This is a genomic window from Ahrensia sp. R2A130 (assembly GCF_000179775.1).
Classification (GTDB): domain Bacteria; phylum Pseudomonadota; class Alphaproteobacteria; order Rhizobiales; family Rhizobiaceae; genus Pseudahrensia.
Map to the genome: position 1 here is coordinate 149,594 of NZ_AEEB01000004.1, position 25,508 is coordinate 175,101.

The 25,508-nt window shown below is 56.2% G+C and carries 23 protein-coding genes, 1 tRNA gene and 1 pseudogene; 19 read left to right on the forward strand and 6 right to left on the reverse strand.

Annotated features, from left to right (window positions below; all coding sequences use genetic code 11):
- Window positions 1-40 precede the first annotated feature (40 nt).
- From R2A130_RS06145 to R2A130_RS06170, 6 genes are all read left to right on the forward strand, one after another.
- Window positions 41-1,282: an ABC transporter substrate-binding protein gene (locus tag R2A130_RS06145; protein ID WP_009464096.1), complete on the forward strand. Its 1,242-nt coding sequence runs from the start codon at window positions 41-43 to the stop codon at window positions 1,280-1,282.
- 9 nt (window positions 1,283-1,291) lie between these two features.
- Window positions 1,292-2,974 (forward strand): ABC transporter permease, encoded by a 1,683-nt coding sequence (locus R2A130_RS06150; RefSeq protein WP_009464097.1) that lies wholly within the window; start codon window positions 1,292-1,294, stop codon window positions 2,972-2,974.
- On the forward strand, window positions 2,971-3,615 hold the full coding sequence (locus tag R2A130_RS06155; protein WP_009464099.1) for an ATP-binding cassette domain-containing protein: 645 nt from the start codon (window positions 2,971-2,973) through the stop codon (window positions 3,613-3,615). Before R2A130_RS06150 ends, R2A130_RS06155 begins: the two co-directional genes overlap by 4 nt.
- A gap of 3 nt (window positions 3,616-3,618) precedes the next feature.
- Window positions 3,619-6,063, forward strand: coding sequence for an ATP-dependent helicase HrpB (gene hrpB, locus R2A130_RS06160; protein ID WP_009464101.1), 2,445 nt, complete (start codon window positions 3,619-3,621; stop codon window positions 6,061-6,063).
- A gap of 65 nt (window positions 6,064-6,128) precedes the next feature.
- Window positions 6,129-7,523: an ActS/PrrB/RegB family redox-sensitive histidine kinase gene (locus R2A130_RS06165; protein WP_009464103.1), complete on the forward strand. Its 1,395-nt coding sequence runs from the start codon at window positions 6,129-6,131 to the stop codon at window positions 7,521-7,523.
- 239 nt (window positions 7,524-7,762) lie between these two features.
- The gene (locus R2A130_RS06170; RefSeq protein WP_040305243.1) at window positions 7,763-8,296 is read left to right on the forward strand and encodes an ActR/PrrA/RegA family redox response regulator transcription factor; all 534 of its coding nucleotides are present in this window, start codon (window positions 7,763-7,765) and stop codon (window positions 8,294-8,296) included.
- Between the two features lie 146 nt (window positions 8,297-8,442).
- On the opposite strand, the gene R2A130_RS06175 is transcribed toward R2A130_RS06170, so the two are convergent.
- Complete coding sequence (locus R2A130_RS06175) at window positions 8,443-8,934, reverse strand: MmcB family DNA repair protein (protein ID WP_009464106.1); 492 nt, start codon at window positions 8,932-8,934, stop codon at window positions 8,443-8,445.
- Window positions 8,935-9,788: 854 nt separating this feature from the next.
- Here R2A130_RS06175 and R2A130_RS18945 point away from each other — a divergent pair.
- From R2A130_RS18945 to R2A130_RS18010, 4 genes and pseudogenes are all read left to right on the forward strand, one after another.
- On the forward strand, window positions 9,789-10,478 hold the full coding sequence (locus R2A130_RS18945) for a L,D-transpeptidase (RefSeq protein ID WP_371179386.1): 690 nt from the start codon (window positions 9,789-9,791) through the stop codon (window positions 10,476-10,478).
- A gap of 185 nt (window positions 10,479-10,663) precedes the next feature.
- Window positions 10,664-10,740: transfer RNA gene (locus R2A130_RS06185), tRNA-Arg, on the forward strand.
- A gap of 571 nt (window positions 10,741-11,311) precedes the next feature.
- Complete coding sequence (locus R2A130_RS18395; RefSeq protein ID WP_156798415.1) at window positions 11,312-11,761, forward strand: hypothetical protein; 450 nt, start codon at window positions 11,312-11,314, stop codon at window positions 11,759-11,761.
- A 37-nt stretch (window positions 11,762-11,798) separates the two neighbouring features.
- Window positions 11,799-12,564, forward strand: a pseudogene (locus R2A130_RS18010) (IS5 family transposase).
- A gap of 2 nt (window positions 12,565-12,566) precedes the next feature.
- Here the strand turns inward: R2A130_RS18010 and R2A130_RS17480 are convergent.
- The 4 genes from R2A130_RS17480 to R2A130_RS06210 form a co-directional block, all read right to left on the reverse strand.
- Window positions 12,567-12,998, reverse strand: coding sequence for an EAL domain-containing protein (locus tag R2A130_RS17480; RefSeq protein WP_009464114.1), 432 nt, complete (start codon window positions 12,996-12,998; stop codon window positions 12,567-12,569).
- 322 nt (window positions 12,999-13,320) lie between these two features.
- Window positions 13,321-13,653 carry a hypothetical protein gene (locus R2A130_RS18400; RefSeq protein WP_156798416.1) on the reverse strand — a complete coding sequence of 111 codons (333 nt, stop codon included), beginning with the start codon at window positions 13,651-13,653 and terminating at the stop codon, window positions 13,321-13,323.
- Between the two features lie 11 nt (window positions 13,654-13,664).
- A complete protein-coding gene (locus R2A130_RS18405) occupies window positions 13,665-13,805 on the reverse strand; it encodes a hypothetical protein (RefSeq protein WP_009464120.1) in 141 nt (46 codons plus the stop codon).
- Window positions 13,806-14,183: 378 nt separating this feature from the next.
- Complete coding sequence (locus R2A130_RS06210) at window positions 14,184-15,065, reverse strand: LysR family transcriptional regulator (RefSeq protein WP_009464122.1); 882 nt, start codon at window positions 15,063-15,065, stop codon at window positions 14,184-14,186.
- 100 nt (window positions 15,066-15,165) lie between these two features.
- Here R2A130_RS06210 and R2A130_RS18015 point away from each other — a divergent pair, with 100 nt between their 5' ends.
- Genes R2A130_RS18015 through R2A130_RS06225 form a run of 3 tightly spaced genes read left to right on the forward strand, consistent with a single transcriptional unit; the run spans window position 15,166 to window position 17,093 of the window.
- Window positions 15,166-15,990 carry a class I SAM-dependent methyltransferase gene (locus R2A130_RS18015; protein WP_156798417.1) on the forward strand — a complete coding sequence of 275 codons (825 nt, stop codon included), beginning with the start codon at window positions 15,166-15,168 and terminating at the stop codon, window positions 15,988-15,990.
- Window positions 15,968-16,693 (forward strand): DUF2306 domain-containing protein, encoded by a 726-nt coding sequence (locus R2A130_RS06220; RefSeq protein WP_009464126.1) that lies wholly within the window; start codon window positions 15,968-15,970, stop codon window positions 16,691-16,693. The genes R2A130_RS18015 and R2A130_RS06220 overlap by 23 nt, the downstream gene beginning before the upstream one ends.
- Entirely contained in the window at window positions 16,680-17,093 is a 414-nt protein-coding gene (locus R2A130_RS06225) for a DUF6326 family protein (protein ID WP_009464127.1), read from the forward strand. Before R2A130_RS06220 ends, R2A130_RS06225 begins: the two co-directional genes overlap by 14 nt.
- A 370-nt stretch (window positions 17,094-17,463) precedes the next feature.
- On the opposite strand, the gene R2A130_RS06230 is transcribed toward R2A130_RS06225, so the two are convergent.
- The gene (locus tag R2A130_RS06230) at window positions 17,464-18,612 is read right to left on the reverse strand and encodes an amidoligase family protein (protein ID WP_247869254.1); all 1,149 of its coding nucleotides are present in this window, start codon (window positions 18,610-18,612) and stop codon (window positions 17,464-17,466) included.
- A 210-nt stretch (window positions 18,613-18,822) separates the two neighbouring features.
- Here R2A130_RS06230 and R2A130_RS06235 point away from each other — a divergent pair, with 210 nt between their 5' ends.
- The 6 genes from R2A130_RS06235 to R2A130_RS06260 all read left to right on the forward strand — a co-directional run bounded on the left by R2A130_RS06235 (window position 18,823) and on the right by R2A130_RS06260 (window position 25,313).
- On the forward strand, window positions 18,823-19,581 hold the full coding sequence (locus R2A130_RS06235; RefSeq protein WP_009464133.1) for a hypothetical protein: 759 nt from the start codon (window positions 18,823-18,825) through the stop codon (window positions 19,579-19,581).
- Between the two features lie 187 nt (window positions 19,582-19,768).
- Window positions 19,769-21,538: a LuxR C-terminal-related transcriptional regulator gene (locus tag R2A130_RS06240; RefSeq protein ID WP_009464134.1), complete on the forward strand. Its 1,770-nt coding sequence runs from the start codon at window positions 19,769-19,771 to the stop codon at window positions 21,536-21,538.
- A 194-nt stretch (window positions 21,539-21,732) separates the two neighbouring features.
- Window positions 21,733-22,065: a hypothetical protein gene (locus R2A130_RS06245; RefSeq protein ID WP_009464135.1), complete on the forward strand. Its 333-nt coding sequence runs from the start codon at window positions 21,733-21,735 to the stop codon at window positions 22,063-22,065.
- A gap of 74 nt (window positions 22,066-22,139) precedes the next feature.
- The gene (locus R2A130_RS06250) at window positions 22,140-23,096 is read left to right on the forward strand and encodes a sphingomyelin phosphodiesterase D (RefSeq protein ID WP_009464136.1); all 957 of its coding nucleotides are present in this window, start codon (window positions 22,140-22,142) and stop codon (window positions 23,094-23,096) included.
- 77 nt (window positions 23,097-23,173) lie between these two features.
- On the forward strand, window positions 23,174-23,731 hold the full coding sequence (locus R2A130_RS06255) for a hypothetical protein (protein WP_040305157.1): 558 nt from the start codon (window positions 23,174-23,176) through the stop codon (window positions 23,729-23,731).
- Between the two features lie 37 nt (window positions 23,732-23,768).
- A complete protein-coding gene (locus tag R2A130_RS06260) occupies window positions 23,769-25,313 on the forward strand; it encodes an MliC family protein (protein WP_083804201.1) in 1,545 nt (514 codons plus the stop codon).
- Window positions 25,314-25,508 lie beyond the last annotated feature (195 nt).

The window sequence follows — 25,508 nt, forward strand, 5'->3', positions numbered from 1 at the left end:
GAAACGGCGCAGATCATCTGCGTTCATCAAAGGACGATCTATGAAACAGACCCTCGCAGCTTTATTCGCAAGCGCCATGACTCTCGCAGCAACGACCGCGTTTGCTGCCGACCCGAACCCTGCGAAATGGGATGAGGTGCTGGCGCAAGCCAAAGGCCAGACGGTCTATTTCAACGCTTGGGGCGGATCGCAGAACATCAACGATTACATCACTTGGGCAGGCAGCGAATTGCAGGCCCGTTACGGCGTGAATGTCGAGCATGTGAAGCTGGACGACACGGCCTCCGCAGTCGCCACCGTGATTGCGGAAAAGACAGCCGGAAAAACCGAAGGCGGTCGCGTCGATCTGATCTGGATCAACGGCGAAAACTTCGCGTCCATGAAAGACAAAGCCCTGCTCTACACCACGCCCGATGGCGATGGTTGGGCAACCAAATTGCCGAATTGGGCGCTGGTTGATGTGGAGAACAAACCCACGATCACAGTCGATTTCACCATCCCTACCGATGGGCTGGAATCTCCGTGGGGCGGCGCGAAGATGGTGTTCTTCCACGACACGGCGCGTGAAAAGATCGGCGATCTGCCGGACAGCATTCGCGGCCTCGCCGGTTGGGCGATGAAGAATCCGGGCCGTTTCTCCTATCCTGCCCCACCGGATTTCATCGGCTCCTCTTTCCTGAAACAGGCGCTGTCCGAACTGGTGGGTGATCCTGATGTATTGCAGCAACCGGTGGTCGACGCCGAGTTCGAAGACGTCACCGCGCCACTGTTCAACTATCTCGATGGCCTGCACCCGAACCTGTGGCGCTCGGGCCGTGCCTTCGTGAAGAACTACCCCGCCATGGTGCAGGGTTTGGCCGATGGCGAACTCGACATCATCTTTGCCTTCAATCCGGCAGAAGCCTCATCTGCCATCGCGCAGGACCGACTGCCGGACACGATCCGTTCCTTCACCTTCTCCGGCGGCACACTGGGCAATACGCATTTCGTGGCGATACCCTTCAACGCTAACGCCAAGGCTGGTGCGCTCGTGCTGGCAAACTTCCTGCTGTCGCCGGAAGCGCAGGCCCGCAAACAGGATCCGACCATCTGGGGCGACCCAACCGTGTTGAATGTCGACAAGCTGGCCGCAGACGACAAAGCGAAGTTCGCCGCGCTCGATCTCGGCATCGCAACGCTGAAGCCGGAAGAACTCGGCCCTATGCTGCCAGAACCGCACCCAAGCTGGATGGCGGCCATCGAAAAAGAATGGGCCAAACGCTACGCGACGGGCAATAACTAGGGCGCTGCATTGCTGCGCCTAGCCCCTGCCCTTGCGCTCGTCGTGCTGCTGGGGCCGGTCGCCTGCGGGTTGATCGCAACACTGCTGCCAGCCTTCGGCTATCTGCCGGCGTTGGGTGGCGACCATTTCACCACCTCGCATTTCCATGAGGTGCTGCATGTCGGTGGCATGGAGCGGTCGCTTTGGCTGTCTTACTTCACCGGTCTCGCAACCACGCTGATCGCCTTCGTGATCGTGTGGTTATTCGTGGCGGGGTGGAACGGCACGGCGATGTTTGCGCGAATGCAGCATCTTATTTCACCGCTGCTTTCTGTGCCCCACGCTGCCGCCGCCTTCGGGCTGGTCTTTCTTATCGCGCCATCGGGCATGTTGCTGCGGTTGCTGTCGCCATGGGCTACCGGCTTCGACCGCCCGCCGGACTGGTTGCTGTTGCAGGACCCGAACGGCATCGCGCTCATCGCCGGTCTGGTGATGAAGGAAATTCCGTTCCTGCTGCTGGTGACGTTGGCCGCCCTGCCCCAGACGCCAGCCGCACAAGCGGCGCGGGTGGCGAATTCCATGGGCTACGGACGCATCGCCGGGTTCACCTTCACCACATGGCCGTTGGTTTACCGGCAAATCCGACTGGCGGTTTTTGCGGTCATCGCATTTGCGACTTCCACGGTGGATGTAGCACTCGTGCTCGGCCCCGCCACGCCACCTACGTTGGCAGTGAAACTGACCCAGTGGATGTCCGACCCCGACATCGCCATGCGCTTTGCGGCGTGCGCGGGCGCGGTGTTGCAGCTTGGGGTGACGGTGGCGGCAATTCTGACATGGGTCGTGGGCGAAAAAATCGCTGCCGCAGTAGTGAAAATGCTTCGAAATTCTGGGCATCGTTTCGTGCGTGATGCGGCTTTACGTACCGCTGGCGCGGCACTGACAGGAATGGCAGCGCTTACGGTTTTTGCAGGCCTTGCGCTGCTCGCTCTGTGGTCAGTCGCAGGCTTCTGGTCCTTTCCAGACGCATTGCCCGGTAGCTTCAATCTGCGAACGTGGGAACGCACACTGCCACAGCTTGCAGGACCGCTTGGAACCACATTAGCCACCGGTCTCATCGCCACGGCTATCGCGGTGGTGCTGACTTTGGCTTGTCTAGAAAGGGAAGCACGAACGGGGCGCACCGGCGGCAACCGCGCGCTGCTGTTCATCTATATTCCACTGCTCATTCCGCAGGTGGCGTTCGTCTTCGGGCTACAACTTTTCTTTCTCGGTTTAGGGTGGGATGCCAGTTTTCCTGCGCTGGTTTTCGTCCACCTCATCTTCGTATTGCCCTATGTGTTTCTCGCGCTTTCAGACCCGTGGCGGGCTTTCGACAAACGCTTCGTTTGGGTGGCTGCAGGGCTCGGCCAATCGCCTGTCCGCACATTCTGGCGGGTGCGGTTTCCCATGTTGTTGAAGCCTGTGCTGGTGGCCGCCGCAGTTGGATTGGCGGTCTCCATCGGACAATATCTACCGACACTTCTCATCGGCGCGGGGCGTTGGCCCACGGTCACGACGGAAGCTGTGGCGCTGGCATCCGGTGGCAACCGGCGGGTGATCGGTGTGATGGCTTTCATGCAGATGGTGCTGCCGTTCGTAGGCTTCGCGCTGGCGGCAGCAATACCCGCGCTGTTATTCCGCAACCGGCGTGATATGGGCGTTGCCGCATGAGTACGCTTCATCTTGATCACGTCACCATCGCCTTGGGTGAACGGCAATTATTGGCTGTCGATACCGTCGTGCAACCCGGTGAGACGCTAACGATAATGGGGCCGTCCGGCGTCGGAAAATCTTCACTGCTGGCTTATATTGGTGGCTTTCTCGATAATGCCTTTACCGCCAGCGGCGCGGTGAGAATGGACGGCGAAGACCTGACGCAACTGCCATCGCACGCGCGCCGGACAGGTATTTTGTTTCAAGACCCACTGCTGTTCCCCCATATGTCTGTTGCAGAAAATCTGCTGTTCGCAATGCCCCGCGCGATCAAGGAAAGAGCCGCAAAAGCCGAAGAAGCATTGGCGCAGGCTGGCCTCGACGGCTTCAGCTCCCGCGACCCCGCAACGCTATCAGGCGGACAAAAAGCGCGAGTGGCGTTGATGCGCGTGTTGCTGGCGCAACCACGTTGCCTGCTGTTGGACGAGCCGTTTTCCAAACTGGATACGGAACGCCGCGCCAACGTGAGGGGCTTCGTTTTCGGCGAAGCGCAACGGCTGAACCTGCCCGTCGTTATGGTAACCCACGACGCAGAAGACGCCCATGCAGCAATGAACGCCACGGGTGGCGAAATCATCGACCTCGCCGCGAACGGATAGATCGTGACGCTGCCCCGCCTGCCCGTTTCCGACGTCATTCCCGATCTGCTTGCTCGCCTTCAAAACGGGCCCAACGCCGTGCTGGTCGCGCCGCCGGGGGCGGGTAAAACGACGTTGGTGCCGCTGGCTTTGCTGGATGCCGATTGGCGGCAGGGTCGCAAAATCATCATGCTGGAACCGCGCCGTTTGGCGGCCCGCGCTGCGGCCAATCGCATGGCGCAGCTGTTGGATGAAAGCGTTGGCGGTCGCGTAGGGTATCGGGTGCGTTTCGACACGAAGGCGTCCAAAGACACAGTGATCGAAGTCGTCACCGGCGGCGTGTTTGCGCGCATGATGCGGTCAGATCCGATGCTGGAAAATGTTGCTGCCGTTTTGTTCGATGAATTCCACGAGCGCAGTCTCGATGGCGATCTGGCGATGGCGCTTTGTCTCGATTTGCAAACGGGTCTTCGCGATGATTTGCGGCTGTTGGCTATGTCCGCAACGCTGGACGGGGCCGCTGTTGCCGAGCTGTTGAACGCGCCGGTGGTGGAAAGTGAAGGGCGCGCGTTTCCTGTCGAAATTTCCCATCGCGAAGGGCCAACAAACGAACTGTTGGAAGATGCGATGCTGGATGCCTGCCGTGCTGAGCTTGCGCGAAATGATGGTGGTGATGTGCTGGTGTTTCTTCCCGGCCAGCGGGAAATCGAGCGTTGTTACGAGCGGTTGGCAGGGCTCGAAAATGTAGCACTGCATCGGCTTTATGGAGCCATCCCCCACGCTGCCCAACAGGCCGCGCTTGCACCTGACACGCAGGCCCGTCGAAAGATAATTCTGTCGTCCGCCATTGCCGAAACATCGCTCACTATAGATGGCGTCGACACTGTGATCGACAGCGGGTTGGCGCGGTTGCCTGTGTTCGAACCATCCACCGGCCTCACCCGATTGCAGACTGTACGGGCATCGCTCGCTTCCATCACCCAACGGGCCGGTCGGGCGGGTCGGTTACGGCCCGGGCGCGCGGTGCGGCTTTGGCGCGAACAGCAGACCAAGGCTTTGCCCGCCCATACGCCGCCGGAAATCACCAATGCAGACCTTTCCGCGCTGCTGCTCGACCTGGCCGAATGGGGGGTGACCGACCCAACCCAATTGCAATGGCTGGACGTGCCGCCAGCGCCTGCGATTGCCGAAGCAAGGACGTTGTTGGTCGGGCTGGAAGCCCTGCGCGATGATGGCACGCTGACACCCCACGGTCGCGAGGTGGGCGCGCTGCCGCTGGACCCACGGCTGGCGCATATGGTGGTGACGGCAGCAAAGCTGGGCAAAGCGAACGCGCAACGGGCCGCGCTCTTGGCACTGTTGGTGCAGGACCACGGCGCGGGCGGACGGGCTGTGGACATCAGCATTCGGACGCAGAAAGCCGGTGGGCAGCTGGTGAAGCAGGCGCAGCGGATGGTGACGGGGCTGCAAGCCGGATCATCGGATGAGGTGCAGTCCGATGGACTGCTGCTCGCCCACGCCTACCGCGACCGCATTGCCAGACGCAGCGGACCGGTGCCGAACTCCGATGCGGTGCGCTTCAAACTTGCCAATGGACGAGCGGCGCAACTTGCGGGAACAGACCAGCTCGCCGGAGAAGAATGGCTGGTCGTGGTGGACATGGTCGGCGCTGCGGGATCAGCACGTATCGTCTCGGCTGCGGAATTATCAAAGGCTGAGATTACCGACACCTTTTCAGCCCTTATAGAAGAAACGACAGAGACCACTTTCGACGCGGCAACCGGGTCGCTGAAGGCTACCCGTGCCACGCGATTGGGGTCGCTGGTTTTGGACAAACCAAAGCCGGTGGCGGTGCGATCCGCCGACGCCTTGCCCGCTATGTTGCAGGCAGTGCGTGACAATGGCTTGGAACAACTACCATGGCGCGATAGCGACCGCACCCTGCGCCACCGCCTTGCCCTGTTGGCGCAACACCAGCCCGACCGTTGGCCTGCGATGGGTGATGACGCTTTGCTCGAAGCATTGGACAATTGGCTTGCGCCCTTTCTCGATGGCGAAACCAGCCTCACCGCATTGGCCACCGGTCGATTGACCGATGCGCTGATGATGCGGGCGGGTCACCCCTCCACGCAAGAACTCGACCGATTGGTACCGACACATTTCGATGCGCCGTCCGGCTCGCGCGTTGCGCTTGTCTACGGGCCAACCGGCGTATCGCTCGGCATACGACCGCAGGAGCTTTTCGGGCTAGACCAGCATCCTGCAGTTTTGGGTGGCGCTCTACCCATTGATCTCGAGTTGCTCTCGCCCGCCGGTCGACCCATCCAACTGACCCGCGATCTGCCCGGCTTCTGGCGCGGGTCGTGGCGCGATGTACGGGCGGATTTGCGCGGGCGCTACCCGAAACATCCATGGCCTGAAGACCCGCTTTCAGAACCACCGACGCGGCGGGTAAAACCGCGCAAATGAAGCCTGACCGCTGATTGAGCAAGTGCCGCATTTCCTCTCCTTGCCAAACCGCCTAATGTCTCGAAATGCCCGACCAGATTATCCAGCCGAACGGCCGCCTGAAGCCGTCCATCGTTCAACGCAGCTTGATACGCGTCGACACGCTTATCCGCCTGCGGTGGTACGCCATCTCGGGTCAGGCCGGTGCGGTTGTCGTGATCGCCATGGGCTTTGGTTACGAAATACCGTGGTCGATCTGCCTGCTGCTGATCGCAGCGTCCGCCGGGCTGAACATACTGCTGACGTGGCGTTTCAAAACCAGCCACCGGCTGGAGCCTAACGACGCCTTCACGCTACTGGCTTTCGATATCGCGCAACTGGGTGTTCTGCTGTGGCTGACGGGCGGGTTGCGCAATCCGTTTGCGATCCTGCTGCTGGCGCCCGTCATCGTATCGGCCACGTCCCTCTACAAAAGCCACACGATGGGGCTTGGGCTTTTGGCAATTGTGGTCATCAGTCTGCTGGCGTTCTTCCACCTGCCCTTGCCTTGGGACCCGTCGAACCCGCTGATCCTGCCTGACCTATATGTCGGCGGCGTTTGGGGCGCGTTGGTTTGTACGCTGTTGTTCACCGCGATTTATGTGTTTCGGGTGGCGGAAGAAGCGCGGAAATTGGGCAATGCGCTAACCGCGACCGAACTTGTTTTGCAACGCGAGCAGCATCTCTCCGCGCTGGACGGATTGGCAGCTGCTGCTGCCCATGAACTTGGCACGCCACTGGCTACCATCGCGCTTGTATCAAAAGAAATGCTGCATGCGCTGCCGGAAGATGACCATATGCGGGAGGACGCCGTTTTGCTGCGTTCTCAGGCCGAACGGTGTCGTGAAATTCTCGGCAAACTGACGTCGCTTTCCAGCGAAGGCGAGACGATTATCGAAGAACAAAGCCTATCAGCCTTGGTGGAAGAAGAGGTACAGCCGCTTCGCAGCTTTGAAAAATCCATTACGATCCATCATCACGGCGATGCGTCCAGCGAACCTCATGTCACGCGCGCACCCGGCGTTCACTATGGCCTTGGCAATCTGCTCGATAACGCTGTCGATTTTGCCAAACGGGAAGTTCGGGTTTGCGTTTTGTGGGATGAGACGACCGCACAGGTGACCATCAGCGATGATGGCGAAGGCTATCCGCCAGCACTGCTGTCGCAACTCGGCGAGCCCTTCGTCAGTGGCAGAAAGAAAGGCAAGAACGCACCCCAGCGCGGCATGGGGCTGGGCCTGTTCATTTCCAAAACACTCCTGGAACGCAGCGGAGCCAAAGTGACATTTTCAAACGGTACCAAAGACGATGACGAGCATCTGGCAGGTGCTGTCGTTACGGTGCAGTGGCCGAGGTTTTCTCAAGCAGCAGGTGATCAAAGTGATGGTGCACAGGCCGCTCAGGGCTTCATTCGCCCTCAACTAACAGCACACATCGCATAGGCTGCCGTAGGCACATAGACGTCATGCGACCACTTAGCACACAGCCCGCCTTTCCCATTATGCGTCGGACACCGTAGATACATTTAGAAACGCGCACTTAGATGCGACAACATCGGCAGGTTTGGAGAGGGAGCAAAAGGCTCTCTTATCCGTTTTCCTTTCGAACGAAGAACAAGGGATGACCGATCATGACTTCCATCGATACAACTTTGGCCAGCAGCTCTGATGCCGACCATGACATGGAAAATGTGCAACCAACGTTGCTACTCGTTGATGATGACCGCCCTTTTCTGCAGCGCCTTGGCCGCGCCATGGAAAGCCGCAACTTCATCGTGACGATGGCCGATACGGTTGCCGAGGGTATTGCCAACGTTAAGAAAGAAGCGCCGGATTTTGCTGTCGTAGATATGCGGCTAGGTGATGGCAACGGGCTCGACGTGGTCGAAGCCCTGCAGAATTCAGGAACAGATACGCGCGTCGTAGTGCTGACCGGCTACGGCAACATCGCCACTGCCGTGACCGCTGTTAAACTGGGCGCCATCGACTATCTGGCAAAGCCTGCCGATGCCGATGATGTTTACGCTGCATTGATGCAGGACCCGACCGACAAGGCCGACCCGCCGGAAAACCCGATGTCCGCCGACCGCGTGCGTTGGGAGCACATTCAACGCGTCTATGAACTGTGCGACCGCAACGTTTCAGAGACAGCGCGCCGCCTGAACATGCACCGCCGCACGCTGCAGCGCATTCTCGCCAAACGCGCGCCTCGCTAGGATCAAGAGCGTAGCCAGGTTTATTCTGCGCTCACGCAGTCCGCCATGCGGGCGCTCCACGAGGGCGGCGCAGCTAGCGCCGGGCGGGCGTTGCCGCCTTGGCGTGCATCGAAAATGGAAAACTCAGTGAAAGCTCGCCTCTGCCTTCAATCGAAGCTGGCGCTTTCAGCGCCTGCATGGGCGCAGCAACGGGCTAGCCGCTGGGCGCTGGTGCGGGCGAAAGCCAAGTGGGCGGCCTTTCGACGTGCTGGTGGTAATTTGTGTTCACTGGCGGGACGGATAATTTCTGCACCGTAGCTATCCGCCAACATCAAGCCCGTTTCCTGCGGAAACTCTTCTCGCGGCACATCAGGCAAGGTGGCGAAAAGCAGCGCATCACACCATTGCGTATAGTCCGGCCATTTACTGTCTGCCCGCAGATCAGCCAGTGACGATTTAATCTCGACGATTGTGATGCTTCCCTTCGGGCACAGCGCCACGATATCGGCGCGTCGACCGCCAGGCAGCGTCAATTCCGGCAACGTCACATGCCCCTGTTCTTCAAAGTACCGTTCAACACCGACCCTAACTTCCAGCGCACGCTGCGACTGGCGGCCATCTACAAACGGGCTGGATGTGGCGAGAGACACGATAGGCATGGTTGCATCACTCCGTGTTGGCAAACGTCACAGTGGCAACGTCAGGGCCGCTTGGAACGCCAGCGCGACCATGGGAACAGGATCAGCGATTCGGGACCGCGTCGTCCCAACATGGCACGAGTGCCCTGTGGCGGCAGCACAAAATGATGCAAAATTATCGCAGCGCTTTGGCAAATGCCGCGCTTTTGGCCTCGCTTACTTATAGTGAATAGACGCCTGTTTGTCGCACTGGTACGAGATCGACGTATAATCTGCACTTGTGAAGCCTGACCATCAATCGGCAGTTTCACGGCCTCAGCGTTCGATAACCACAATTGATCACGCTGTCTTTGGGGAATTCTTCGACCATGATGCCGGCCCGCACGACCAAGACCACTTTGCGACGCACCCTTATCACATTAGCGCTGGCGACCACGGTCGTTGCCGCCGGTTGCACCTCCAGCGGCCGTTCGGTCTCGCTTTACGGCGCACAATCGGTTTCCGCAGCGACCACGAAGAAAAGCGAAGCCACCAAGGACCTGAGCAAGATCCGCAAGGATGTAAAAGCAGCTGAACGTCGCGAAGGCATTTTGAAACGGGCGGTTGCCCGCGATGAGAAACGCCTGAAACGCAAGAACCTTTCCAAGAAACGCCGCGACAGCTGGGAGAAGCGTCTCGCCCGCAACGAAAAAGAACTGAAAACTTTGACACGCGACATGCGTCGTCTTTCATGGGCGGAAAGCCGGGCCGAGCGCAGCGAACGCAGCGCCAACCGCAGCCTTGAGCGCGCACGCCGCGCTGAAGTCGACGCCAAGCGTCGCGCCGATATTGCTGCCAAACGCAAAGCTGACGATGCACGTATCGCCAAAGCCAGACTGGATTCAGCAGACGAAGAGAAGCCACGCCGTCGCGGCCTTGGCCTTTTCGGTAAGCGCGATTACGAACGTGACGAAGATGACAACAAACGCGTCGCCTCGCTGACAGGTAGCCTTTTTGGCAGCCGCGATCCTGCACTAAAGAATATTGATGACTACCGCGCGCGCACTGATAATTCCTTCGCACTCGCCGCGATCCCCGTCGATCAAATAGATAAACGCTACTATCGCCAGGAAGTAAAATACCGCTCCTCGCACAAGCCGGGGACAGTCGTGGTCGACCCCCACGCGAAATTTCTCTATGTCGTTCAGCGCGGTAACACCGCCATGCGCTACGGCATCGGCGTCGGTCGTCAGGGCTTCGAGTGGAGCGGAGAGGCCCATATCGGCTTCAAACGCGTCTGGCCCAAATGGACACCGCCAGTAGAAATGATCGAGCGTCAGCCTGAACTTGCTAAATATTGCGCCGATTGCGGTGGCATGGAAGGCGGCCCTGCCAACCCATTGGGTGCTCGTGCGCTGTATCTGGTCGCCGACGGCAAAGACACGCTTTACCGCCTGCATGGCACACCAAAGTGGAATTCCATCGGCACCGCAGCATCTTCCGGCTGCATCCGCCTGATGAACCAGGATGTCATCGACCTGTACAACCGAGTGCCAACCGGCGCGAAGGTGGTCGTTCTTTCCTGATCGAAACATCAAGATCTTTGGACGGCATGATTGCCGCCTGAAGTCTCCAATCTCAGGGTTTATGTCGCGGGATTAAGTTCTTTCTACGGAACGCATTTGGGTGCAAAACCACTCTTGCAATCCATTACCGCGCGCGTTACTCACCCCTTGGTTCAGCACAGGCTACATGCTTACTCTGAACCGCTGCACCCGTAGCTCAGCTGGATAGAGCACCAGACTACGAATCTGGGGGTCGGGCGTTCGAATCGCTCCGGGTGCACCATTCCTTTTTCGTTTGAAATCAACGGCTAAGGTCAACTAGTCGCAAGATCGATCGCTAGTCTGCAACTATTGGTGAAATTATTGACGCCGAGAATCGTCCGGTCAGCTTTGTCAACTCTTTGTCCCGCACGGCCGTAGGTCATGTACGAGCATGCTGTTCCACCTTCGACTCTCTACGAACTGTAGTTTGGCGCGTAGTCACCAAGCCTAGTATCGGCGGTCGAAAAATTCTATTTGACGCTTCAGCACACTGACACTTCGGAGATCGCAGTTGCGAGATTTCTCAGAGAATGCACGTAGCTGAAAGACGGAAACCTATTTCATTCCATCAATGGGCTTCCCGGGAAGCGTGGACATGGTCCGATAAGCGGCCCGGAGGCCCAAAACTCTGACTACGGACATGGATCGAATTGTCGCCGGCGCAGGCCTTAAATCGCATGGACCACATGTGAAGAGCGCCCGAGGGAGAGTAGGAGCGCGTATGAAGAGCCTGCTCCGATTCAGCTTGCGGGAAGACGCTTGTTGAGGATGATGCCAGCTGCATCTCAGCTGGAAATTTAGGGTGACGAACTGTGAGCAAACTGCCGAAGAAGCCAAAGCGGTTGAGTGCCGGTAAAGATTTGCTCGGTCATTCAGCGAACAATCGGCTACGTGACATAGCTGCTGGATTGAATGTGGCGCGCATTCCTGGGAGCTCGCTTCATAAATCATTGCGACAGAGTTACACGTTAGAGAGCATTTTCAGCCAGCAGCGCGCTGCTATCGGCGCCATGACCGGACTTACCGCCCCATCAGTTCCGACGGGTATTGTCGATATCATCCAAGGTAACGGGATTACTGGGTTAGAGCCGCTTTCAAAGCCGTATCGCGACCTTGTTGGCGCTCTTGATACCGGACCATTCCATAGCATTTTTGGCGCCCAACGTGCCATTGCCACCCTCGCGCCTGTGCTATCTTCGATAGACAGAAGTGCAATTACACAACTGCTATGTTCAAGACCCATAAATCGGTTGCGGGTTTGAGCGCTCTCTGACTCATTGTCGGCATGGAGGTGCTGTCATGAGTGATTTGTATTGGCTGTCGTTGGCGCAGATGCGTCGGATCGAGCCGTTCTTCCCATTGTCGCACGGTGTGCCGAGGGTTGATGATCGCAAGGTTGTCTCGGGCATCGTCTTCGTCATCAGGAACGGATTGCGTTGGCGCGATGCACCGACTGCCTATGGCCCACACAAAACGCTCTACAACCGCTTTGTACGCTGGAGCCGTATAGGCTGTTCGACCGCATCTTTGCGGGCCTGGCAGCCCAAGGCGGCGATCCCAGCGAAGTGATGATCGACGCGACACATCTCAAAGCACACCGCACGGCTGCCAGCCTTCTAAAAGGGGGGTGCTTCCCCGACGTATCGGGCGAACCAAAGGCGGCCTGAACTCGAAGCTGCATGCAGTCTGCGATCAGATCGGGCGACCGATCATCATGCTGCTCACCGAAGGCCAGGTCAGCGACTACAAAGGTGCCGCGACCATTCTCCCGGCACTTCCCGCGTCCGCCAGAACGCTCATCGGTGACAAGGGATACGACGGAGATGCGTTACGTGTAGCCATCACGGCGCGCGGCATCGAGCCCTGCATCCCACCGCGCAAGGGACGCAACAATCCAGCGACCTACTGCAAGCGCACATATCGCCGTCGAAACCTCGTCGAACGCATGTTCGGACGCCTCAAGGACTGGCGTCGCATCGCCACACGCTACGACCGGTGCGCCCACACCTTCTTCTCAGCAATCTGCATCGCAGCAACCGTCATATGGTGGATCAATGAGTCCTGAGCCTAGGCGCTCTGCCGACAGTCATGTTTGATAAGACAATCGGATAGGATGCGACCGGGCCGACCCAGATGGTATCCCTGCCCGCCGTAGACACGCAGTTCTTGCAGCGTGGCCATTTCTTCGGTCGTCTCGATGCCTTCGGCGATGATGATGGCACCGACCTCACGACCGAAGCCGATCAACGCACGCGCGAGAGAGCGTAACGCAGGGTCTTTGTCGACGTTTCGGGTCAGTGACATGTCCAGCTTGATGACATCGGGCGTCGGCTTGACGATTTGGCGCAGGCTGGAATAGCCGACCCCCGCATCGTCGATCGACAGACGCACACCCATCTTGCGAAGCGGTGCAAAGGCGGCCAGCAGCGCATCGTAGTCGTCGACGGGGGCATGCTCGGTGATCTCGATGGATACGCGGGCGGGCGGCCAGCCGGACAATACGGTCGGCAGGCGGCCGTTCAGAACGGTTTCGGGCTAAGCATTGAGGGAGAGGCGGATATCCTCTCGTAAAGTGGATAGCGCCTCCAATGCACGCTCTATGAACACGATTTCGAGATCTACGCCCAGCCCCACCTCAGCGGCCTCAGCGAACCACAGGTCCGGCGTTCGGCGGGGCTCGCCGTGGAACCGGCACAGTGACTCAAAGCGGTTGATAGACGACATCAAAATCACGATCTGCCAACATGGTCTTGATACGCGCACGGCTGGCGCGTGCCGCCTCGCCGGTCTTTTCATTCTGCAAAACCTGCTCGGCTGCCAGTTACGCAAACAGACCCATCATATCGAAATCGCGCTGGTTCAGGCCCGGCTTGGGCTTGGCCGACAGGCAGCAGAACATGCCGTAGACGCTGCCATCGGCACGGTGGATGGGAAGGCTCATATGCGAGCCGATGGGCGCGACCTTCGTGATGGGCATGGAACGGCAGAGCTCGATTTCGCTCGTATCTTGAATGATGTTAGGCAGTCGCCCCTCCACGATGGGTTGGCAGTAGACATCTTCCAGAGCGTTGGAGCCGCCCGGTGCCACCAGATATTCCAGCCCAGGTGCATCGACCGCGCGGAAGACGGATCGTCCGTCCACAAACTCCGACAAGTAGCCGATATCTATGCCGAGATGGTCGCGACGGATGGAAGCGAGCGGTTGATCGTCGCCATCGGGTTATCCGGCGCGGGGTCTCTCGATGCGGTATGGTCAGCAGGATCAGGGCTAATCGACGCGATGGCAGTTTTCAGTTCGTCTAGCATCGTTCACATCCAAATTACATCGCAGCCCAAGATCAGAGACCTCGATTACGGAACAGCGAATTTTGAAACCCCCGAAATCGGGGGCATTTGTATATGCAAGTCGACTGGGAGAGTAGTGATTGAGTTGAAATCAAACGATCGTCGCTGGAATGGATAGACCCAGCATTTGTAGACACCTCGGTTCTTGCAAAGTGTGGACTGGCCGAAACCGGACGTTTGTATTCCGCTCCACAAAATCGAGAAGCGGACATCAATTACGGCCGTATCCTGTTGATCATTCCAAGCGTCGGCTCACATTGTGGTCCAACTACAGCGCGACTAAATGGGAAGGGCGATGGTTTGATCGTGAATGGAGCAGACAGGTTCAAATACTGTGCATCATACGCCTTCAGCTATGAGATCGAACACGAGCCTGATCCGGGGGTTCGTTCTCAGTTCTCGGTGGGCAACCAGCCAGGTTTCGATTTCGATCGGTTCGAAAGCAGGGAACGGATTTTCCAGTTCCGGGTAGGCTTCGCCAATTTCGACCGGCAGGATCCCGATCCCGAAGCCCTGTCGGATAAGCGCGACGGAAAGCGTGACGCTTGATGTGAGGAAGTTGAAGTTCGCCGTGGTGAGTTCGATCCCGCGCGAGGCCATGAGCCCAAGCCGCTGCTCGGGCGCGTCGAAGCCGACGAAGTTCATCCTCGCGAGATCCTCAGCGGTCGACGGACGACCGACTTCGTCTAGATACGGCGTCGACGCGTAAAGCTGGCCTGTCATGTCGCGGAGCCGTCTTGCAAACAGTGCCTCGTCCTGAGGGCGCCTGTGCCGGATCGCGATGTCGGCCTCGCGCCGCCGTAGATCGCTGGTCTCGTTCGAGGCAATGATCTCGATCTGGAGATCGGGTGCCTTGGTCCGTAGCTCCTTCAGCACCCGTGGCAGCACGTAGGTCGCCATGCCGTTGGTGGCGGCGATCACGACCTTCCCCGTGACGGCTTGAGACTGACCAGTGGCCGTCAAGGCGATGCGGTTCGCAGCGTCCCCCATGCCGCGGAAATGTTCCAGCAACTCCGTGCCAGCCTGCGTTAGAAGCAGTGCCCGCGACGTGCGTTCGAATAGGGTCACGCCAAGCGCTTCCTCTAGACCTGCGACTTGGCGACTGAGGGTTGGTTGCGTCAGGCGAAGCGCACGGGCAGCAGCTGACAGAGACCCTTCTTCAGCCGTTACGAGAAACGCACGAGCCTGGTTCCAGTCAAACGCAGATCGTTGCCACTCCATAATTTACGTATACCAGACCTAGAGAATTGCGTAATTTCGTATTGCTTCCGGTCGGTCCAGAACAGCTTTCACAGTGGTTTTAACCGAATGGACCTACGCGATGACCATAGCCAACCGAATACTGTCAACTCCATCAACGCTAGGCTCGCAGGGGAGCATTCCTATCGCGAGCGGCGGTTTCGGATCGTTTGAGATCGCCTTGCGTCGCCGTACGCGTACAGCAAGTGACCTCGCCGATATGTATGACGGTGCGTCTAAGAGTTGGGCACAGACATCCCGGCGACTTGGGCTTGAAACAGCGTACAGTGATCCGCTGATCTCAAGCGGTGCGGTGGAAGTGCTTGGGAAGCCATCAGCACACGTACTTGACTGCGGCATAGGAAGTGGAAGTCTTTCGCTTGCCCTCGCTAGGGTCGCCCAAAAACCATTCGACCACCACGGCATCGACACATCCAGTGCGATGCTTGCCGTGGCAGATGCCGAACTGCGTCGTGCGGCTATCGTACCCCAACTCCATCAAGCTGACGTCCGTGCGATCCCCTATCCCGATCTCACCTTCGATGTCGTGATGGCGGCGCACGTTCTGGAGCACCTGTCTGAACCTCATCTCGCGCTCCGAGAAATGGTCCGTGTACTCAAACCCGGTGGCGTCCTGTTCGCCTGCATGACGCGACGATCTGTGTTCGGCACCTTCGTGCAACTTCGCTGGCGCACTTGGACGGTGAGCAATCAGCAGGGCATCGCATGGCTCCGTGAAAGCGGGCTGACGGATCTACAGGCTCGGCCGATCGAACTGGGGTTCGGGACCGGCCGGGCCAGCACGGCCTTCTGGGCGAAAAAACCGCTAGGTGCGCTCGACTCGCCTCCAAACGATGGGGTCGCGGCCCGCGGGAGAACCGTCGATGATTGTCCTGCGCAAATCTGAATGGGCGTTGCTGGCGTTCATCGTAATCTACTCGCTCGTGCCCGCGCTTGGTGGGCTGATACGCGTGCTCGAACTTGCTGGCGGTCCGGCCATTGCACCGCCGAACCCGCGCGCCTTGGGCTCGCCGATCCCAATCACGCTCCATATCCTGACCAGTATCGTGTTCTGCATCGCGGGAGCGCTTCAGTTCCTGCCAAACGTCAGACGTAACAACCCGGCATTGCATCGCATCAACGGGCGCGTTGTCGCCTTTGCGGGATGCGTGTCAGCGGCGACCGGCTTGTGGATGACCCACGCCTACACGTTTCCGGCGGGCCTTCAGGGGAACCTCCTCTACTGGGTCAGGATCGTGCTTGGATCGTCGATGATTGCACTAATCGTCTGGTCGGTACTGGCGATCCGAGCTCGCGACATCGTTGGTCATTCCGCTGCGATGCTGCGCGCCTATGCCATCGGACAGGGCGCGTCGACACAGACTGTGCTGGGGATCACGTGGATTGCAGTCACCGGGTCCGAGGCGATGGGACCGATGCGCGATGGCATCATGACGTTCGCGTGGGCGCTCAACCTGCTAATCGCTCAAATCTTGATCCGGCGACTGACAAAGACAGGACTGTGGAAGGCCGAACGGTCCCCCATACATCCTGCCACATACGCCACCGCTACCGTGCAAATAGAGGCTGTAAACAATGACCCATACTGAAAACCCCCGCACGCTTTTGACGGGTTTGTGGACCTTCGTCGTGTTGAACTTCTTCGCGCGCGACATTCACGAACTGGGTCGTCCGGGCATCTTAGAACAGATGATGTCGGGCACGTTTGACGGCGTTGAGATCACCGAAGCGCTCATGCTTTTGGGCGGTGTGATGATCGAAATACCCATCCTCATGACTTTGCTGGCGTCGTTGCTCCCTAGACAAGCCAACCGATGGATCAACGTTGTGGCCGGCTTCCTGACGATGGCGATGATCGTCGCAGGCAATCTAAATCCCGACCTCGACAATGTGTTCTTTATGGGGATCCAGTTGATCGCCTTAGTAGCCATTATTCGCACCGCATGGCGCTGGACAGTCGATCAGACAGCAATGGGAGTAAGGCATTAATGTCGCCTCACTATTGCGACGAAGCGCTGCGCGATCACGAATATATACAGGAAAGACAGATGGGCGGCGTCCGACAACAGTAAGGCACGAGAAGAGATGTCCACATCCTAATGGATCGGTTGGCCGAAAGCAGCCGTTGAAATTTGCCGATTAAATTGTGGAGAACGGACGCCAAAAACTCGCGTTGGTCACATTGGTCCAACGGCGGTAGTGCGGACAAACCGGCCAAACTCCGCTTTTACCGACCACGTTTCGAAACGGGCGGAATACAAACGCTGGATATGCCGTGTGTTATAGTTGGAACGGGGAGATAGTTGGCGTCAGAAGACGCAAACTCAGGCTGGTACAGTGAATGCCACGCCAAAGGTTTTCAGACACCCATCGCTGCCGATCTAGTCTGCCAATGCGCCTGAATAGCTGGTGATAGCTCAAACTGGGCAATAAGTTCGCGCAGTTTCTTGGGTGACTCAGCATGATCGTAAGCGCACCAGTGCATGAGGCCTGAGAAAAGAGCGGCACGTGATATGATGGCTTCGGTGTCGATTGATCCCGGCAGGATACGCACTTCGACAGTGTTCTTACCAGAGACGTCGAGCAGCAGGTTCATAATGTTGAAATCCACGTATTTGGATAGTTTCCAACCGCTCGCTTCTACCTGCAATTGCGACCAGTCTAAATGTGGAACCTTCGACTGGGTCAGACCTGTTGTAACGCTCTTGTGCCATGTGCCCAATCGTACATTATTTTCGTTGGTCTCGACCAATCGGCGAAATGACACCCGGTGCATGCGTACGATCTGAGCCAGTCGCGACAAGGCTCGACCGTTTCGCAGGGGCGTTGCATCGAAGTGCAAATGAACTGCTGACTCCTTAGCAACACCGAACTCAAGTTCGCGTGCCGGGGCCAGCAACTTGTCGAGATTGTCTCGGTGATCGATATCGATTGGTTCTGTTATCAATTCGCATGGGCGATCGCGTTCCCCGGGCAAGCTGGACCCGAGTGCAATGGAAAGGCCGCTGGTGTCACAAACCCTGAAAACGCCGTCCGGCAAAGCTTCTACTTCAGTGCCAAAAACGGCAGCGACTGGCTTCAATACCTCAGCCAGATTGGCTGATGGATCGCAGTGGCGTTGCATCAAATTCAACAAACGGCGGTCGTCGCTCAACAGCCGATACCAGCCTGCCTCTCCGGGACGATTTCGGTCGAGATCCGCTTGCAAAGTCAGGTCATCGACACACCGGGCAAACCGTTTCCCGTTTTGCCCAATGACGTCGAAACCGAGTATGAGATTGTCGAAGGATGCCATTCCTTCCACCGCACTGGGTTCGGATTGCGGATAGAGGCAACGCTCCACACGGCCACCGCAGTTTTGGGCCAGTTGGTCAGCCAGATCGCGGCGCGACTTCCCACGAGGTGCTAGCAATTCAATTTCGAAACCAATTTTCCAACCGAGATCATTCAGTTCAATCATACCATTTTCCCGTTGTTTTAATTGGCTCGAATTGCAGGCCCAAACCACCAACAACTGTTTGTTCTAAAACCAGCATCCACGACTTTGCACTCGACCAACCGATGCAAAATGATTTCGCCAAAAACCCAAGGTCTGTGAAAAACCACGCAAATCACCGCTGCACCTCCAATTCTAACATGCCGTGTGAGTTTCAGCACTTCCCCAATTTGGAATTTTCATGAAGACTGGGGCATCTGATCCTCACTTGCAGAGAACATTATGAAAACCATCATCGGAAATCTGAACAAGCAATGCATGACCGCATGCATCTTTGCCATGACGGCGCTAGCGCTTCCCAGCGTTTCGCTCCAACCAGCACAGGCAAACACGCAGCAGGACACCGCGCGTTATTACAATAGCGTATATAAATATTGCGATGCCAAAAAGATCGCAGCCGCATGGAACCTGAACATCGACGGTGCAAAAGCGCTTATCGGTAACAAGCTGGGTGGGCCAAATGTCGTTGGGGCAAAGGCCATTATCGATTCTGCTATTCGCAGCGCTTCAAACACGCGTTGCACCTATCAAGACACAGAAGTCACCTATTCAGATGCTCAGGCGTTGGCCGGTTATTGGGGGCGCAGTGTCAGCGCTGCGAAAAGCAAGGTCGTAGATATCGCATCTGACGACGGTACTCAGGCGGTTTACAGCATCATCGCTCTCGCACGGTCCAACTCAGGCGGTGGTTCTAACACCACAGTCTCAGATGCAAGCTGCCAGCAGTTGCGTGGCTCACGTTCTCCAGGAACGCAACAGAAGACAACGGTGACGTTCACCAACTCATCCAACCAAACGCGTCTTATCGACTGGGTGGATTTCAATGGTAAGCCCGTGCGCTACCAGACGTTGCAACCAGGACAATCCTACCAGCAGTCAACCTATGTTTCCCATGTCTGGCGAGTGACTGACAATGCAGGAAACTGCATTCAGATGTCGGCAGCCCGGAATAGCAACGACTCCGTCAACATTAGACGATAATGAACAGGCCCGGCCGGCTAGGAAACCTCTTCTGGTCGGTCGGCTACTAGTTGAAAATTCGATATCCGAAGGTCTGACTAAACCGCTTGGTCGATATGCATTCGCGCTATGAAATCCAAGAACGCCTCAGATTTTCGACGTCTGCTTCGCCGTAGTTTACAGCTCGTTCATCGAGAAGGCCTGCCTAATGGATAGCAACAATGATCAGGCTCAGGACCAACTGCTTGCCGGTCAGCTTTACGACATTGCACTCGACCCGGGTGCACTAGACACCTTTGTTGATGATTGGAATGCATCAGGCCGCGGGGAATCTTCGCAGAGGGCGACCGAAGAAAATGTAGCAGCGCTGAAAGCGCATTTATTGCGTGCCGATAAATTTCTGGATCGCGGTGAAGGCAGTGTTCAAACAGATTTCACCCATTTGCTGGAACCGTTTTCAAATGTTGCAGCACTTGTTCTGACGTCAGACCTGAGGGTGCTGGTTCACAATGACGGGGCGCAGAAGGCGCTAGGCATTACCAACGACGACGGATTGGACAGTCTGCCGCTTGATCCTACTATGCGCGACGAGATCGAAAAGACTCTCCGCAACATGTTGCTTGTCACCGATGGGCCGGACCGTATTTTGGCGCTTGATATTGAAGGATACGAGCAACCCGTTCTTTTCCATCTCAGACGTCTGCCACAGCAGGCGGATGACGGCCAACCGATGTTACTCGTGGTCACGACACAACATCACTGGCAACCCGCATTGGGAGATGCATTGGAAGAGGTGTTTGGCCTGACAGATGCCGAGCAGGGCATCGTTCGCGCACTAGTGGCCGGTCAAACGGCGAAGACTATTGCGGCCCAACGCGGAACCAGCGCTGGCACGGTGCGTGGGCAGATCAAGTCCATCCTTTCCAAAACGCAGGCACATTCGCAATCGGAAATAATTCGTCTGGTGCTGTCATTGCAGGACGTCATGGGCACGGCACGAAAGGCTTTACCGACATCAGATTCATTGCCTGTACCGGAAGAAGCTGACTGGCTGGCAGAAGAAGTCAGCAAACCTTTCCAGACGCTAACGATGCCTGACGGCAGACGAATGGACTATCACGACCAAGGTCCGCCTGACGGTGCACCGGTAATGATGTCTCATATGGGATATTGTCTGGTTCGTTGGTCCCGACCAATGCTCAAGCTCGCATACCGCCATCGCTTGCGGCTGATTACCCCCATGCGCGCCGGCTACGGCTTCAGCGACAATATAGCGATGGATGCCGACGTCATGACGGTGACGCGTGAGGATACGTTATTTTTGATGGATCATCTGGGATTGAAGAATTTACCCTACATCGCCCACGGCAATGATCTCATATTTGCCGTCGATCTGGCAGGTAAAAATCCACAACGAATAAGCGAAATTGTAGGTGTATGCGCCCGCCCACCGCTGCCCGGTGGCCTGCATTATCTTGCCATGAGTAAATGGCACCGCTTCTTTCTGAGTACGGCAAAATATTCGCCTCACTTGCTATTCTTCACCGCAAAGGCGGCGGTGGCTATGGCGAAACGTATCGGGGTAGAGGCGATGTTTGCCAATCTCAACAGGCGTTCACCTGCCGATATGCGTTTGTTGGAGGATCCGGAAACGCTGATAGTGCTGTTGGCCAATGGACGGCTGATTGCGGGACAAAAAACAAGTATCGCGCAAGCCTACGCTATGGAACTGCTCCAAACCGAAGCCGACTGGTCACAGCTCATGATCGATGCCAACGCGACCCCAATTTGCTCATTCAATGGCGCTGAAGACCCTGCCGAGGATGTCTCGGTCGTGGCAGCTTACCGGGAAAGCTATCCCTGGATGAATTTTGAAGTCGTCCCAGATGGCGGACAGTTGCTGATGTATCAGCACTACGAGAAGCTCATTCCACGCTTTGCGAAAGCCGCCCATGACGCACGATGCGTCGGCCTGTAGAAATAGATCAGCTATTTTGAGGTGCCTATCCCAAATGGGGGATGCGCAGCATAAATCGGCATACTTAACTCTCAATCTAACCGCATGTGGCGTTGAGGCGAATGCCGATATTTCGCTCGGGAAACATAAGAGACGAAGCCGCGGATAGGCTGAGATACGATAACGAAACAAGCTCACCTTTGTAGGATCAAACAATGGAAATGTCGAACGCATCAAAGTCTAAAGTGTTCCGCGCGGTGCTATTCACCACCGCACTTGCAGCTGGTTTCGCAGCGCTGCCGACAGATCATGCTCATGCTCTTTGCAAGAGCGATGTTATCGAGCGGTCTAGTGGTGGTTTGACTGAAAGATTTGCCAAAAGACGAGCCGTTCGCCGCTGGGAGCGTGAAGTGAAAGGGCTCTATGGCAAGTCCTTTGCTGAATTCGGTTACGCTAAAAAGACTTCGATTACATGCCAAGCTCCGGATAAAATATATAATAATCTCGTTTGCACTGCCAAGGGTCGTGCCTGCGACAAGCAACGCTGAGATAATTCAAATCGAACTTTGAAATGCGCAACTCTCCTCAGCGATGTTGGCGAGAGAGCAGGGAGAATACAGCCGTGTTTACGAAAAAAATAAAATCAATAGCTTACGGATGTTTGGCAATTGCCGCTGCGTCGTTAGTAAGTGCAGCGAACGCAAAAGAACCATTCTATGTAATTGCACACATGACCAACACTGTTGAAGCCGTGTCTTGGGCAGTTGAAAAAGGTTCAAATGCGATCGAAATTGATCTGACCTTTGGCGACAAAGGTGACCCCTCGTCTTTCAAGCATGGCGGAGTCTGTGACTGTAGCTGTATCGGTGACTCGGACCCAAACTCCGTTTGTTCTGCGCTTAAAAATGACGAAGAAGCAAAGACATGTGATGCCGATGAGAGCAAACCCAGGTTATTGAACCACATCGCTGAAACTTACAAAAAAACAAAAAGACCACATCTTGTTATAGTAGATAGTAAGAACGGTAATGTGAGCGAAGGTAATCTAGAGAGAGCCGGGGCTCTGGTTGTAAAATTACTCGAAGATGAACTTTTTGGAAAAGGGTATGCGGGAAAAGTTATAATCGGAACAGCAATTAAAGATCAAATTGAATATTTGAAAGGTGCTAATTCTGCTTTAGAAGGGCGAGCCGCTTTTAAAATTGGATTTCAAGATTTTCCGGCGATAAAAGCAGCTGCCCATCGCAGGAATTATATTTTGTCGATTGATGGCCATACAGGCCCATTGAAGGCGAAGAGCGCCATCAAAGACCTGAAAGCTACTAATCGTAGCAAAGCCGCACTAGGCGTTGGAATTACAGCGTGTCTTCCAGCCCCTACCTTCCAACGCAGAATCCTTCGCAACGCCTCGAAGTCAAACCTGCGCTTCGTTTACGCGTGGACCCTCGACAAAGAAAGCTCCATCGGAAATGCGATCGACAATGGCGCTCAGGGAGTGATCACGAATCTGCCCGGCAATGCCATCAAAGCTGCGAAGGCCAAAAACAGAAGTTTGGCTAGCAACAGTGACGGCCTTTAACTCTATAATCCCACCGAACTTACTTCGTACTAAGCCTCAGGGCTCTGGATGGGGCGCACAAATTAAGGATTAGCAAAATGAAGACGAAGAACATTGCTACCATTTTGGTCATGACAACAGCTATGTTTGCAATGCCTGTTACAGCAGCATTTGCAAAAACGAGAGCTATAATTGTCAATGGGACAAATAAGGAAATAACTGTTGACGGCAAGAAGACGAGGCTTGCTCCGGGAGAAAGCACTTGGGACACGCTCGGCTCGGTCATCAGTGTTCTAAACGAGGGCGGGGCACCTGACATCATCCGCATCAAGGACTCAGGGCGCAGCAATTGCAGTGGTCGACGCACGTACAAAATGGAAGTTGTAGGTTCGTCTAGCGCACCAAAAATATTGGCAAGCAGCACATGCATTAAACTTCGCGTTGCTCAGGTCGGTTGTATATTTGCTGTCGTCATGTGGAATGAAGAATTGAAAACATACCGCGTCGATATGGATCGAACCGAGCGTAAGCAGTGCAAGTCGAAATGGTTTGAAGATGGCGGCCGCGACCGTATTAGCAAGTCAGTCGACAAAGGCTTGAAATGGCAGGAAAACGCTGCCGAGATCTTGACGGCAGTCGCTGCACTGAAAAATTAGAAATTACACAAATCTAATCATATGCCCGCGCCTTTCGATGCAATGGCGCGGGTTTTTTTCACAAGACCTCGCTCCGTTTAGCAAGAATGGTGTTCTCCGAAGGAATTGCTTTGTGACCAAGGTGTATGAACTACTGCCGATAACCTTACTGGCAGGGCTCTTCATCACTGCACTCGTACCCGCCTATGCGGATAATGCATCGCAATCCAAATACGGCAATAGCGCATCTTACGTCTGTGAGAATGGGAAAGCCTTTTCTGCAACCTATGAGGCAAGGGGCAACGACGAGTACGCGCTACTGGTTTTCGGCAACGATGAACCACAGAAGATGGACATCGCCATATCCGGTTCGGGCACCCGATACGTGGGACAGCAATACGAGTGGCACGTCAAAGCCAAAACCGGTGTGCTGACCAAAGGCGACGAGATCACCGTATGCACCGAAGAACCTGTATGGTCATCGTCGGGTTTGGGACCCAAGGTCACCTCTGCAAATTGCACCGATTGCGACGAAGATATTGAGATACTGGCCACTTGCAACGCGGCCACCGGCAAAGCGAACCTGATCTTCTATGCGCTGGCCGCAGAGAACGGAGAGAAGGGCGATAACGTTCGCATAGATCTGGCGAGCGCAGATGGAGAAACCAGCATCGACGGCAGTCTGGTTCTTTACGGTCTAGTGGGCATGACGCCGGTCGTGTCAGTGGATCGCTTTCACGAAATATGGAACGTGCTTCGGTCTCGCGGTCGTTTGAATTTGAAGACATCGGTGCAATCGACGGAAGTAGCCTTGCATGGCGCGGCGTCGGCCATCGACAATTTCATTGCCAATTGTTTTGCCAACGAGACGTTTATCCCAACACCCAGGGAGTTCGAACCACTTCAGCAAGGCAAATACAAGCCGCCTTTCCGTCCGATGCCAGTTGGGTTTTTCAACTCGAACATCACGCCAGGCTTTTGCAGAAAAGTCAGGCTTAGCCCCGGCCCATTGTTCGATATTTGCGCCTATATCAGCTATCTATCTGCCGTTAATCCCGCCGCTTTGAAGGCGCACCTCGACCGCGTCGCGCTTCGATCTGGTGATAGTTCTAACCGAACACAGACGACGGCGCCTCGCCAAAGCCAAACAGTCGCAAAGCAGTCTGATCCGCAGCCAAATGAAGACGGGTTGTTTTGGTTTACAGGTGATGGCTCTGGAAAAGGTTCACCGCGTGATTTGCAGTTTGCAATACCTGAAACCGATGCACGAGTGTTTTACGCAACCTGCTTCGGTCACGAGCCTGACACCATCCACATGGAGTTCTATGCCATCAACGAGCTGAAGCCTGCGGGTTCAGCAACAATATTGACGATTGAAATTGACGGGGAAGCTGCAAAGTTCGAAGCGGTCTATTTTTCCGACAATGAGGAATATGCTGGCGTCAGAACCACGATCCCCACATCGGATCCAGTGTGGGGGCGCTTCACCACTTCAGATCAACTCTCGATCACCCTAGCCGCACAACAGCAAACGCTTCTGGACACAGCTTCTGGCCGCTTCGCGATAGCTGAGTTCATGGAAGCATGTGGTGTCCGAAACTGAAGAATTCATCGCGACCGCCGGATAGGAGCGGAGTTCCAGAATAGTTGCTGCTCTCATGCCAAGTCACGTCGACATGCCTGTATTCCGCGATTCCATTCTACTCCAATGTTTCAGGTCGTCAGAGATAACAACAATATCTCTGCGTACCTACGAACGTAAAACTAGAGCTCCGAAAGACGACATCTGGAATGTTAG